The organism is Rhodococcus sp. MEB041 (assembly GCF_030208955.1).
Taxonomy (GTDB): domain Bacteria; phylum Actinomycetota; class Actinomycetes; order Mycobacteriales; family Mycobacteriaceae; genus Rhodococcoides.
Map to the genome: position 1 here is coordinate 669,273 of NZ_JARVSZ010000002.1, position 12,447 is coordinate 681,719.

A 12,447-nucleotide genomic window follows, 5' to 3' on the forward strand; every position below is an offset into this window, starting at 1 on the left:
AAACAGAGAGGCCCATGACATGGACGGACCCGCAGAGGGCAAACCGAACTGGGAACTGATCGGACAGGACTCATTCGACTGGATCGTGGAGCAGATGCTTATTCGCGATCACAAAGACGCCGACGTGGTGCGGATACCAAACGACGCCGGCGGTGATGGCGGTATCGATATCGGGGTTTACTACCCCAACCACACGTTGATCTACCAGTTGAAGTTTTATACCGACGGATTCTCAACCAAAGATCAGTCACGTAAAGCCCAAATCAAAAGATCATTCGAATCAGTCACTAAACCAAAGAATAAAAAACAAAAGGTCCCAGACAAATGGATCTTGGTCATCCCCTGTAAGTACACCGACACAATCTACGAATGGGTAAAATCCGATGTACTGACAACGGTGTCCAGCCCACCGGACTTCGATCTGATGGATGGTCCCCACCTTGAATCGCACCTGTTGACCAGACACTCGGACCTTCTCGCACGCTTCTCACGCGATGACCATTTCGAGAGCCTGGTGCGATTGTTCCACGCCGAAGAGGCCACCCTTGAGGGAGGCGTCAGCGATCTCTCTAGCCGCCTATGCAAGCTAAACAGAGTCGTCGCAGAACTTGACGAACACTGGACACTTGGCTTTGATACCAACGCGTCCGGCGGCTTTACTTTTTATCCCGTCGCCAAACATCCCAAAGCGCAGGAAAAGAGCCCGCTAGGCGTCCGACTTGTCGTCGACCCGGCCGCTATGGACGAAGCGACGCGCGCAGCCTTTGAGAACGTCGTCGGCTTCGGCATCCCTGGAACGGTCACCGTTCCGGAACAAGCGGTCCATGACATCGAGTGGACCGGGCCAAAGTCCATCGTCCCCCCCGACGACTGGCGGACTATCGAGTTCGGCGAGGCGTCCCCTATAAGCGAGTACACCGGCGCACGTATGATTTTGTCTGCAATCGACATCGAGGGCGAACACCCATCTGTCCATGACGGCGAGGTGACGCGGGTTGCATGCGGTGCTGCGGGACTCTCCATTCAAGCAACGTTCTATCGGTCGGTGAATATCACTCTCACGCTTCCTCTGGACAACGGACAAGGGGGGCGGGTAGACATGAAACTCGATTTCGCTGGATGCGATCCACGTGATGTTTCCCGCGGGATATCCTTTCTTTACGGTGTCCGATTAAGCTCACGCCTCGAAGCGAGCTTGAACGATCTGAGGTTCGCAATGAGCACGAACAGCCATAGTGGCGAAATCGACGACGACCTGAAGTCATATGGAGAGACCGCAGCGGAGATCGACACCCTTCAGGACCGTACGACATGCATCTTTCCAATGCCGTCCACCGTTTCCGCTGAAGACCGAGCGTGGACCAAGGCGCTCCTCATCATCCTCAACGGTGGAATCGCACCGGTCCCGCTGTGGAGATTCAAGGGCGACAGTCACCCCAAAACCACTATCGACGGCGATAACCCCCGAACAGCGCTGCTCACGTTCAAAGAGTTCAAGATCGTTCTCTTCGGACGAGACATCACCATCAGGGATCACGTGTTCCTGTACCACCCCAATGCCAACATCACACCCACATCCGAACCGGACGAGAACGGGGTTACCAAATTCTCTGTCGAGGGTGCAGACGACACAGTATTTCTCGCCTACATGCCTCAGCGCGTGCGCAATGTGACCGAGGTGACGCCCTGGTCCATCCAGGGGATACCCCACCTTCCCTACCCCTCATTGCCCGCGGGGGAACTCGATAAGTAGACGGCCAGGCATGCGGGAAGAGGCTCACCCGATCACTGGAACCGAGTTCAGTCGCGCATGACTACGGCCGCGGTCACGACCACTACCTTGGCGCGCGCGAGCTGCTCGACAGCCGCGGGGCCTTGCCCGACCTCCCAGGGAACCGGGGGCCTGGCATGAGTCTCCAGGTACTCCCCGAGTGCGTTCGAGGCGTCGAACAGCACCGTTTGTAGGACGCGACTGTCCAGATCGCTGCTGTCCTGGCAGGTGCACCGCGACAGTTGCAGGACGTCGCGCAGCTCGTCGCCCGCTCCGCGTGCTTCCATCGCCGCGGCATCGGGATGGCGGTCAAGCTGGGCGTACCAACTGTCGGCTGCTCGGTCGAGGGCCTGGTGCGCGGCGTCCAGGGCGTCGGCGAGGGGAGACGCGGCGGTGATGGTGCTGCGCACCAGGCGGATCGCGTAGAAGAACGTGTGTAGGTCGACCGGTTTGAGGTCGGCCCAGGGAAGGGTCGTTATCGCCGCGGTGGCCGCGGACTGTGGCGCGGAGGTGCAGTCGTCGTCGGTGATGTGTCGTGCGGTGTGGTCCGGTCATCGGACGGTGCGCCTTCCGCGCTTCTACGGGGTGTCTGGGCTGGTCAAAGGCTACTGCTCATAACTCGGTTCCTGTCGGTGGCGGTCAGGCGCCCGCGCGCTGGTATCCCCTGCCGGACGGGGTGGTGTGCAGGCTGTCGATCTTTATGCTCACCACGCGTCCGGGTTCGGTGATCTTGCCGGTGTCCTGGTCGTGCGCTGAGACGACGGTGCAGACCGCGGCGGCGAAGGCGGTTCCGAGGTTCTCGAAGTGGTCGATGCGCAGTGTTCCGGGCCGGGCGGTCGAGCCGCCGCTGCCCGGTCGCGAGTTCGTCTCCGTGGCGGTTGGTGATGATGTCGGTCATCGAGTCTGCTGCCTGGGGCCCGTGGGGCTGTCAGGCGACGATTGCGGTCGTGGTGCACGGCGGAGGTGTGGGCGTCCAGGTTGTCGTGGCCGTTGAGCATGGCGGTGTCGGGGTGGTAGCAGCACGAGACCGCCTCGTTGCTGGTGTCGGGGGCGTCGCCCGCGGTCGCTGCTGCGCTGCGGTGACCGCGAATCTCGGTGTAGGCGACGCGGTCGGTGCCGCTTCCCCCGACGATCAAGCCAATGCGATTCGTGGCGTCAGTCGTACGGACCGCCCGTGTTCGAGAACCCGACCCGGCTGCTCGCGGCACTGGCTGCAGCGGTCCTCGAGGCGCTTCTCGTCGCGGCCGGAGGACGACGATGAGCGTGCGCGTGCCCACGACGCTGAAGTCGATCGGCCTCGCGGTTGCGGCGTGCATGTCACTGTGGCCGGGATCCCTCCCGCGCGGGCCGCTCGCCCAGGCAGTGCTGACCACGGTGTGTGTCGTCCTGGCTCTCGTCGCCGTGCGCCTGGTCGGCACACGCCGAGGCCCGCGGCGTTCTCCCGTCGTCGCCGGTGCCGCTACCTGCGTCATCGCCGCGTGCGTGATTCGTGAACATCTGTGGCAGAACATTATTCGCGGCGCCATGGATGTACCGCGCATTCCCCTGCACTACTGGCCGACGGTCCTCGTGCTCGTCGTCGCCGCGAGCGCCGTCGTCCTTCAGGTGCCGAGGGTTCTTCGTCGCGCATCGACCACGCCGATCCGGGTGATGTCGGTGGCAGTCGTCGCCGTGGGAGTCCTCCTGTCGTTCACGGGGCCGTCGACGGCCACCGACTCGGTCGGCGGTGTCACCGCGGCTCGGTCCGGATCGGCAGTGTCGCTGATTCCGTGGTCGACCCTCGACGAGCACGGGCAGCGGGTGGTGACGGGAGGCGCGACACCCGACACCATTCGCGTGTATGCGGGTCTGCACTCCGGTCCAGACCCCCGCAGCCGCGCCGATCTTGCCGTCGACGAACTGGACCGAGTCGGAGCCTTCGACCGCAACGTCCTGGTGGTGGCGGTGCCGACCGGATCGGGATGGGTCGACGAGGCGGCCCTGTCGGAGGTGGATGCGCGACTGGGCACTCGCGCTGCCACCGTGAGTGTGCAGTACTCGGACTCACCGAGCTGGCTGGCCTACCTGACCGAGCGAGACCGCGCACTCGACGCGACGTCCGCTCTGCTCACGGCGATCACCGACCGACTCTCGCATCGCGCGATAGATCAGCGCCCCGACGTCGTCGTCTACGGGCAGAGTCTCGGTGCGTGGGCAGCACGTGCGGCTCTCGACGCGGCGCCGCGGCACGTCCGATCCGCGGTATGCGGCACGGTCTCCGTCGGGCCACCCCCGGCGGAGCGTCCCGGACCGAGCCCGGTGCCGGACACTGTCGTGTCCAACGCCTCGGATCCGGTTCCTACCTGGTCACCGTCGACGATCGTCGATCCGCCGAGACGGGACAGCCGCGTTCGCAGCGATTCCCCTCTGCCATCGTGGTTTCCGGTGTTGTCCTTCGCATCCGCGACTGCGGACCTGATCCTGGCGACCGGCGCCCCTGCCGGGCACGGACACCGGTACGGGCCCGAGCAGGGAGCGGCGATCGTCGATCAGACGGCGGACGGGTGCGGGAACTCTCCGCGGGCCGCCTCGTAGGCGGCACCGACGCGGTAGAGCCTGTCGTCCGCCATGGCCGGAGCCATGATCTGCAGTCCGACGGGCAGACCGTCCGCAAGACCCGACGGCACCGACATCGCGGGATGCCCCGCGAGGTTGGTGGGGAGGGTGCACAGGTCGTACAGGTACATCGCGATGGGATCGTCGACCTTCTCGCCCAGCGCGAACGCCGTCGACGGGGTGGTCGGCGAGACCAGCACATCCACCTTCTCGTAGGCCCGGTCGAAATCCCGAGCGATGAGCGTGCGGATCTTGAGCGCCTGGCCGTAATACGCGTCGTAGTAGCCGGCCGACAGCGCATAGGTGCCGATCATGATGCGGCGCTTGACTTCCGCACCGAATCCGGCGGCACGCGACATCGCCATGACCTGATCGGCACTGTGCGTTCCGTCGTCACCGACCCGCAGTCCGTAGCGCATCGCGTCGAAGCGGGCGAGGTTGGACGACACCTCCGACGGGAGGATGAGGTAGTACGCGGCGAGGGCGTGATCGAAGTTGGGGCACGACACCTCCACCACCTCGGCGCCCAGCGAGGTGAGCACCTCGACGGCGGCGTCGAAGGAGGAGATGACCCCCGGCTGATAGGCGTCCGAGTGCAGTTCCTTGACGACGCCGACGCGCACGCCCGTCAGATCTCCACCCGCGCCGCGGCGCGCCGCCGCGACGACGTCCGGCACCGCCGCGTCGACCGACGTCGAGTCGCGGGGGTCGTGTCCGGCGATGACCTGGTGCAGCAACGCGGTGTCGAGCACCGTCCGCCCGCAGGGACCGCCCTGATCCAGGGAAGAGGCGCAGGCGATGAGCCCGTACCGGGAGACGCCGCCGTACGTCGGCTTGCACCCGACGGTTCCGGTGACGGCGGCCGGTTGCCGGATCGAGCCACCGGTGTCGGTACCGATGGCCAACGGTGCCTGGAACGAGGCGAGCGCCGCGGCCGAACCGCCGCCCGATCCACCCGGCACCCGAGTGGTGTCCCACGGGTTCAGGGTGGGTCCGTACGCGCTGTTCTCGGTGGACGACCCCATCGCGAACTCGTCCATGTTGGTCTTGCCCAGCAACGGGATTCCCGCGGCACGTAGCCTCGCGGTGACCGTGGCGTCGTACGGCGAGACCCATCCCTCGAGGATCTTCGAGCCGGCGGTGGTGGGCATGTCCGTGGTGGTGAACACGTCCTTCAGCGCCAACGGGACGCCGGCCAACTCCGACGCGGGCGTCTCACCCGCGTCCAACGCGTCGTCGACGCGCTGGGCGGCGGCGATCGCCTCGTCCCCCGCGACGTGCAGGAAGGCGTGCAGCGTTCCGTCGACCTCGGCGATGCGATCGAGGTGGGCGCGAGTGACCTCCACGGCGGAGACCTCGCGGGTGCGGATCTTCGCGGCCAGGTCGGACGCGGTGGACCGGATCAGATCGGTCTGCTCGGCGGCGGTCATCACTCTTCTCCCAGGATGCGCGGCACCGCGAAGCGGCTCTGTTCGGACGCGGGCGCCTCGGCGAGGGCACTGTCCGGGCCGAGACCCGGGACGATGACGTCTGGCCGGGTGACGTTGGTCACAGCGAGCGGACTCGCTGTGGCGTCGACGTCCGAGACGTCGACCTCCGACACCGCCTTCACGTGGCCCAGAATGGCGTCGAGCTGACCGGCGAACGCATCGAGTTCGTGCTCCTCGAGCGCGAGCCGGGACAGTCGTGCGAGGTGGGCGACCTCGTCGCGGGATATGGCAGACACGTCCGTCAGGCCCCCTTCGATTCGTAACGCATGCCGAGCAGCCTAGTTCGTGGCGACCACCCCTCCGTCACGGCCTCGCGCCGCGGCGAGGGACGGCGAGCCCGGCCGTCCTCCACCTTCCCGTGAGCCGCGTGCGACTCGATGGAGACGGCGTCGAGTGCGAGGATGTCGGCGTGTCGTATCTCCTGCGGGTCCAGTTGCCCGACCGTCCGGGCAGTCTCGGGTCGCTCGCCGTCGCCCTGGGTTCGGTGGGGGCCGACATCCTGTCGCTCGACGTCATCGAACGCGGAGCCGGATTCGCGGTGGACGATCTGGTGGTGGACGTCGCGCCGGGCGCCCTCCCCGACACACTCATCACCGCGGCCGAGAAGCTCACCGACGTCCGCGTGGACTCGATCCGTCCCTACGCCGGCATCCTGGACACACACCGCGAGCTCGAGCTGATCGATCAGGTGGCGACGGCGCACGACGACCGTCTGCAGGTGCTCGTGGACGGTGCGCCGCGGGTGCTGCGCGTCGGATGGAGCACCGTGGTGGGCATGTCGGATCATGGTCCGGCCGTCATCGTCGGCAGCTCCGGGGCGCCCGAGTCGCGGGCCGACGACATGCCGTGGATGCCCCTCGAGAAGCCGGCAGTCCTCGACCCGACCGGAGCATGGGTTCCGCAGTCGTGGAAGGACATGGACACGACACTGGCCGCGGCACCACTCGGATCGTCGGGCACCGTGCTGGTGCTCGGACGACCCGGCGGACCGGACTTCCGACCGTCAGAGATCGCCCGGCTCGGCTACCTGGCCGGCATCGTCGCCACCGTCCTCGGCTGAGTCCGCCCCGGCGACCAGCGCGCGGGCCGCGTCGGGCCCCTCGCCGAGCAGCGTGCGGAACCCGTCCTCGTCGAGCACCGGAACACCGAGTTCGAGCGCCTTGTCGTGCTTGGATCCGGGCGCGTCGCCGACGACCACGAACGCCGTCTTCTTCGACACCGACGAGGCCGCCTTGCCGCCGCGGGCCAGGATCGCCTCCTTCGCGTCGTCACGCGTGAACGTGGCGAGCGATCCGGTGACGACGATCGACAGACCGTCGAGCGTGCGCTCGATACTCTCGTCGCGTTCGTCCTCCATGCGCACGCCCGCCGCTGACCACTTCTCCACGATGGCGCGGTGCCAGTCGACGTCGAACCACTCGACGACTGCGCGGGCGATGGTGGGGCCCACCCCGTCGGCGGCGGCCAGTTCCTCCTCCGTCGCCGCCCGGATGGCCTCGAGCGACCCGAAGCGGGCGGCGAGGGCGCGGGCGGCGGTCGGCCCGACATGGCGGATCGACAATCCGACGAGCACCCGCCACAGCGGCTGATCCTTGGCTCGCCCCAGGTTGTCCAGCAATCGCCGACCGTTCGCGGACAGCGCTCCCGCCTTGGTTCGGAAGAGATCCGTCCGGGTGAGCTGGTCCTCGGTGAGATCGAACAGATCGCCCTCGTCCTCGATCACCTGTGCGGACAGCAGCGCCGTCGCGGCCTCGTACCCCAACACCTCGATGTCGAATGCACCACGGCCCGCGACGTGAAAGACCCGCTCCCGCAACTGTGCCGGGCACGAGCGCGAGTTGGGGCAGCGGATGTCGGCGTCGCCCTCCTTGGCCGGTGCGAGCTCGGTTCCGCACTCGGGGCAGTGCGTCGGCATGACGAACTCCCGCTCGTCCCCGGTGCGCGCGTCGACCACCGGACCGAGCACCTCCGGGATCACCTCGCCCGCCTTGCGGATGACCACGGTGTCTCCGATCAGCACGCCCTTGCGCACGACCTCGGACGCGTTGTGCAACGTCGCCAGGGACACCGTCGACCCCGCCACGAGCACCGGCTCCATGAACGCGAACGGCGTCACTCGCCCGGTGCGACCGACATTGACCCGGATGTCGAGCAACGTCGTGGTCGCCTCCTCCGGCGGATACTTGAAGGCGATGGCCCAGCGGGGTGCGCGGGACGTGGATCCGAGTCGGCGGTGCAACGCCATCTCGTCGACCTTCACCACGAGGCCGTCGATCTCGTGCTCGACCGAGTGCCGGTTCTCTCCCCAGTACTCCATGCGTTCGACCACCGCATCCACGCCCTGCACCAGTGCGGTGTGAGTCGAGACCGGCAGACCCCAGGCGGCGAGCGCGTCGTACGCGACGGACTGGGCGGCGGGGGCGAAGCCCTCCATCCGGCCGAACCCGTGACAGATCATGCCGAGCCGCCGCCGCGAGGTGACCGCGGGGTTCTTCTGCCGCAGCGACCCCGCGGCGGAGTTGCGCGGGTTGGCGAACGGCGGCTTGCCCTGCTCGACGAGAGAGGCGTTGAGCGCCTGGAAGTCCTCGAGCCGGAAGAACACCTCGCCCCGCACCTCGAGCAGCGTCGGGACCGGGAACTCGTCCGACGGGGTGAGCACCTCGGGGATGTCGTCGATGGTGCGCGCGTTGAGGGTCACGTCCTCCCCGGTGCGTCCGTCACCGCGGGTGGCGGCGCGCACCAGTCGGCCGTTCTCGTACACGAGATTGAGCGCGACACCGTCGATCTTGACCTCGCAGAGGTAATGCAGGTTCTCCCCCGCCTCCACCTCGACCCTGCGCGCCCAGGAACGCAGCTCGTCCACGTCGAACACGTTGTCCAGGGACAACATTCGCTCGAGGTGGTCGACAGCCGTGAAATCCGTCTCGAAGCCGCCACCGACGAGCTGCGTCGGCGAGTCGGGCGTCCGGAGATCCGGATGCTCCTCCTCCATCGCCTGCAGGCGCTTCAGCAACTCGTCGAACTGCCCGTCCGAGATGATCGGCGCGTCCCGCACGTAGTACCGGAACTGGTGACCGCGGACCTCCTCGGCCAGCGCGTCCCGCTCCTGCTTCTGCTCGGGTGAGGCCGGGACCAGGTCCGGCGGTGTCTCGATCTCGTCCACGATCGCAGACTATCGGAGCGCTCCGACACCGTTCCCGGTGACGAAGGCCGGTGTCACAGCGCGTCGGGATCCTCGGTGAAAGCAGCGCGAACGTCGCGCAGCACCGTCAGAGCGTGCCGGGCCCACGGCAGGCTCGCGCCGGACAACCCACACGTGGGTGAGACGGCGACGCGCTCGGCGAGGTACCGCCTCGGGAAGCCCAACCGATCCATCAGTTCCACTGCGGGCGCCGCACTCTCGCGCCACGCCGGGTACTTCTCCGGGTCGGTTCCCGGCACCACCCCCAGGACGGCGACACCGCCGCTCTCCAGGTAATCGCCGACCGCGTCGTACCGCGACGCGGACAACAGGGACAGATCGAACGAGACGCCGTGCACCCCGCTGCGTCCGAAGACCTCGAACGGGACGTCGGCGGAGCACGTGTGCACGATCACGGGTCGGTTCACCCGCTGCACCACCGAGCCCAGCAGGTCGGCCACCTCCGGCGCCGGCACCGCGGCGATCTGCTCGAGGCTCGTCACGCCCTGCAGGCGACCGGCCAGCACGGCCGCGATGCGAGGTTCGTCGAACTGGACGACCACCTCGGCGCCGAGCCGCCTCGCGACCTCGTCGGCGTGCGCGGCCACTCCCTCGGCCAATGACCCGGCGATGTCGCGCACCGCACCGCGGTCGGTCAAGGCGCGGTGACCGAACGCCAGCTCGATGTCCGCGGCCATCGTCAGCGGGCCCGCGGCCTGCACCTTGACGGCGCGGCCGGATCCGCGCAGCCCGGCCAGTTCCCACTGCTCCTCGAGAACGTCGAGGTCCTCCGTCAGGAAGTCGCGGGCCCGGCGGCTCGTCGTACTCGGCCGTCGGCTCACGCGGTATCCGCTGGTGGCCGCATCGATCTCGATGTCGACCAGCAGCACGCCGGTGCGGCCGATCATGTCGGCGCCGAGACCTCGCGCCGGGAGTTCCACGACGTGCGGCAGGTCGGGGAGCTCGCCGATCACCGTCGTGACGGCGTTCGCGATGTCCGTTCCCGGCCACGAGCCGACGCCCGTCGCCACGCCTGCCAGAGCGGCAGCAGGATCCGTCACGGGCGAGCGGACGCGGTGAGTGGCGACTCGGCGGAGGTTCCCGCGATGGTGCCGCTGCCGACCACGATGTCGCCTGCCGGGTCGGGGCGGTACAGCACGGCTGCCTGACCACGTGCGACTCCTGTGAGCGGGGACCGCAGACCGATTCGCAGGGTGTCGCCGTCGACACGAGCGACGGCGTCCGCGAGTCCGCCGTGTGCCCGGACCTGGACGACGCAGTCCACGTCGCCCTCGGGCGCCGTGCCGGACGTCCAGACGGGTGTGCTCGCATCGATGCCGTACACGTCGAGGCGGCTCGCCGAGCCGACCCGAACGGTCCCGGTCTCGGGCTCGATGGAGGTGACATACCGCGGCTTGCCGTCGGCGGCCGGTCCCTCGACGCCCAGGCCCTTGCGCTGGCCGACGGTGAACCCGTGCACACCGTCGTGCTCGGCGAGCACCGCGCCGGAGTCCGCGTCGACCACCGATCCGGGGCGCACGCCGATACGGGCGCCGAGGAACGCCCGGGTGTCGCCGGACGGGATGAAGCAGATGTCGTGACTGTCGGGCTTGTCCGCGACGGCGAGACCGCGGCGGGCGGCCTCGTCACGCACCTCCGCCTTCGGGGTGTCCCCGATCGGGAACAGGGCACGGGACAGCTGGCGCGCGGTGAGGACGCCCAGCACGTAGGACTGGTCCTTGTCGGCATCGACCGCACGACGCAGCACGCCGTCCTCGAGCCGGGCGTAGTGGCCGGTGGCGACCGCGTCGAAACCGAGCGCCTCGGCCCGATCGGCGAGCGCCGCGAACTTGATCTTCTCGTTGCAGCGCAGGCACGGGTTCGGGGTCTCGCCTGCGGCGTAGGACGCGACGAAGTCGTCGATCACGTCCTCCTTGAACCGATCCGCGAAATCCCAGACGTAGAACGGGATCCCGAGCACGTCCGCGGCGCGGCGCGCGTCCCCGGCGTCCTCCTTGGAGCAGCACCCGCGCGACCCGGTGCGCAGAGCGCCGGGAGCGGTGGACAGCGCCAGGTGCACCCCGACCACCTCGTGGCCGGCATCGACGGCACGCGCCGCCGCCACGGCGGAATCGACGCCGCCGCTCATCGCTGCCAGAACTCTCATGTCACCACTCTTCTCGTCTCGACGTTCTCGTCATCTCGAACTGGACGCCATGCCGGCGGCCCGCGCACGTTCGACGACGCGCGGCAGGACCTCGAGCAGTGCGTCGACATCGGCGTCGGTGCTGGTGTGGCCCAAGGAGAACCGCAGTGATCCGCGGGCATCGGCCGCATCGACGCCCATCGCCAGCAGCACATGACTCGCCCGCGCGACACCCGCCGTGCACGCGGATCCCGTCGAACACTCGACACCGGAGGCGTCGAGCAACATCAACAGTGAATCGCCCTCGCATCCGGGGAACGTGACGTGCACGTTGCCGGGAAGTCTGTCCGCGCCGCGGGCACCGTTGACCGACGCGCCGGGCACCGCGTCGAGGACACCCTCGATGACACGCTCGCGCAACGCCACGAGCCGCGCCTCGGTGTCGGCCCGTCCGGCGACGGCGACGTCGAGGGCGGCCGCCATGCCCACGGCACCTGCCGTGTCGGGCGTCCCGGACCGGACGTCGCGTTCCTGACCGCCTCCGTGCAGCAGTGATTCGCAGGGCACCGAGCGTCCGAGCAGCAGCGCGCCGACGCCCTGGGGTCCGCCGAACTTGTGTGCCGCGATGGACAGCGCGGAGAGACCACTGGACGCGAAGTCGAGCTCACGGACACCGGCCACCTGGACCGCGTCGCTGTGCATGGGCACGTCGAACTCGGCCGCGATGGCAGCGAGTTCGCGGATCGCCATGATGGTGCCCACCTCGTTGTTCGCCCACATGATCGACACGACGGCGACCTCGTCGGCGTGCAGCTCGAGTTCTCGGCGCAGCGTCGACGGGAGGACGCGGCCGTCGGCCTCGACCGGCAACCAGGACACCGCGGCGCCCTCGTGACGTTCGAGCCACTCCACGGCATCGAGCACGGCGTGATGCTCGACCGAGCTGGTGATCACCCGGACGCGACGAGGATCACGCGCTCGGCGTGCCCAGAAGATGCCCTTGACCGCCAGATTGTCGCTCTCGGTGCCGCCGGAGGTGAAGATGACCTCGGACGGACGAGCGCCCAGCGCCGCGGCGATGGACTCCCGCGACTCCTCGATGCGGCGGCGGGCCGTGCGCCCCGATCCGTGCAGGGACGACGCGTTTCCCACGGTCCGATGGATCTCCGTCATCGCCTCGATCGCCGCGGGGACCATCGGAGTGGTCGCGGCATGATCGAGGTACACCGGCGTTCCGGGCACACGTGGGGGCTGTGGCATGACG

The 12,447-nt window shown here is 68.1% G+C and carries 10 protein-coding genes; 3 read left to right on the forward strand and 7 right to left on the reverse strand.

What is annotated here, in order from left to right; all coding sequences use genetic code 11:
* Window positions 1-19: 19 nt before the first annotated feature.
* On the forward strand, window positions 20-1,753 hold the full coding sequence (locus QRN16_RS07130; RefSeq protein ID WP_285185306.1) for a hypothetical protein: 1,734 nt from the start codon (window positions 20-22) through the stop codon (window positions 1,751-1,753).
* Between the two features lie 47 nt (window positions 1,754-1,800).
* On the opposite strand, the gene QRN16_RS07135 is transcribed toward QRN16_RS07130, so the two are convergent.
* Window positions 1,801-2,181 (reverse strand): hypothetical protein, encoded by a 381-nt coding sequence (locus tag QRN16_RS07135; protein ID WP_285185308.1) that lies wholly within the window; start codon window positions 2,179-2,181, stop codon window positions 1,801-1,803.
* An 847-nt stretch (window positions 2,182-3,028) separates the two neighbouring features.
* On the opposite strand from QRN16_RS07135, the gene QRN16_RS07140 reads away from it, so the two are divergent.
* A complete protein-coding gene (locus tag QRN16_RS07140; RefSeq protein WP_285185310.1) occupies window positions 3,029-4,345 on the forward strand; it encodes an alpha/beta-hydrolase family protein in 1,317 nt (438 codons plus the stop codon).
* Here QRN16_RS07140 and gatA read toward each other — a convergent pair.
* Window positions 4,300-5,796, reverse strand: coding sequence for an Asp-tRNA(Asn)/Glu-tRNA(Gln) amidotransferase subunit GatA (gene gatA, locus QRN16_RS07145; protein WP_285185312.1), 1,497 nt, complete (start codon window positions 5,794-5,796; stop codon window positions 4,300-4,302). The two genes, QRN16_RS07140 and gatA, sit on opposite strands and share 46 nt — an antisense overlap.
* Entirely contained in the window at window positions 5,796-6,092 is a 297-nt protein-coding gene (gene gatC / locus QRN16_RS07150) for an Asp-tRNA(Asn)/Glu-tRNA(Gln) amidotransferase subunit GatC (RefSeq protein WP_027507021.1), read from the reverse strand. Before gatC ends, gatA begins: the two co-directional genes overlap by 1 nt.
* A gap of 173 nt (window positions 6,093-6,265) precedes the next feature.
* Here gatC and QRN16_RS07155 point away from each other — a divergent pair, with 173 nt between their 5' ends.
* A complete protein-coding gene (locus QRN16_RS07155; RefSeq protein WP_027507022.1) occupies window positions 6,266-6,916 on the forward strand; it encodes an ACT domain-containing protein in 651 nt (216 codons plus the stop codon).
* Here the strand turns inward: QRN16_RS07155 and ligA are convergent.
* From ligA to QRN16_RS07175, 4 genes are all read right to left on the reverse strand, one after another.
* Window positions 6,860-9,010, reverse strand: coding sequence for an NAD-dependent DNA ligase LigA (gene ligA / locus QRN16_RS07160; RefSeq protein ID WP_285186079.1), 2,151 nt, complete (start codon window positions 9,008-9,010; stop codon window positions 6,860-6,862). The genes QRN16_RS07155 and ligA overlap by 57 nt on opposite strands.
* Before the next feature lie 62 nt (window positions 9,011-9,072).
* The gene (locus tag QRN16_RS07165) at window positions 9,073-10,098 is read right to left on the reverse strand and encodes a uroporphyrinogen decarboxylase/cobalamine-independent methonine synthase family protein (RefSeq protein WP_285185314.1); all 1,026 of its coding nucleotides are present in this window, start codon (window positions 10,096-10,098) and stop codon (window positions 9,073-9,075) included.
* A complete protein-coding gene (gene mnmA / locus QRN16_RS07170; protein WP_222631828.1) occupies window positions 10,095-11,204 on the reverse strand; it encodes a tRNA 2-thiouridine(34) synthase MnmA in 1,110 nt (369 codons plus the stop codon). The genes QRN16_RS07165 and mnmA overlap by 4 nt, the downstream gene beginning before the upstream one ends.
* Before the next feature lie 30 nt (window positions 11,205-11,234).
* A complete protein-coding gene (locus QRN16_RS07175) occupies window positions 11,235-12,443 on the reverse strand; it encodes a cysteine desulfurase family protein (RefSeq protein ID WP_056445477.1) in 1,209 nt (402 codons plus the stop codon).
* Between the last annotated feature and the right edge of the window lie 4 nt (window positions 12,444-12,447).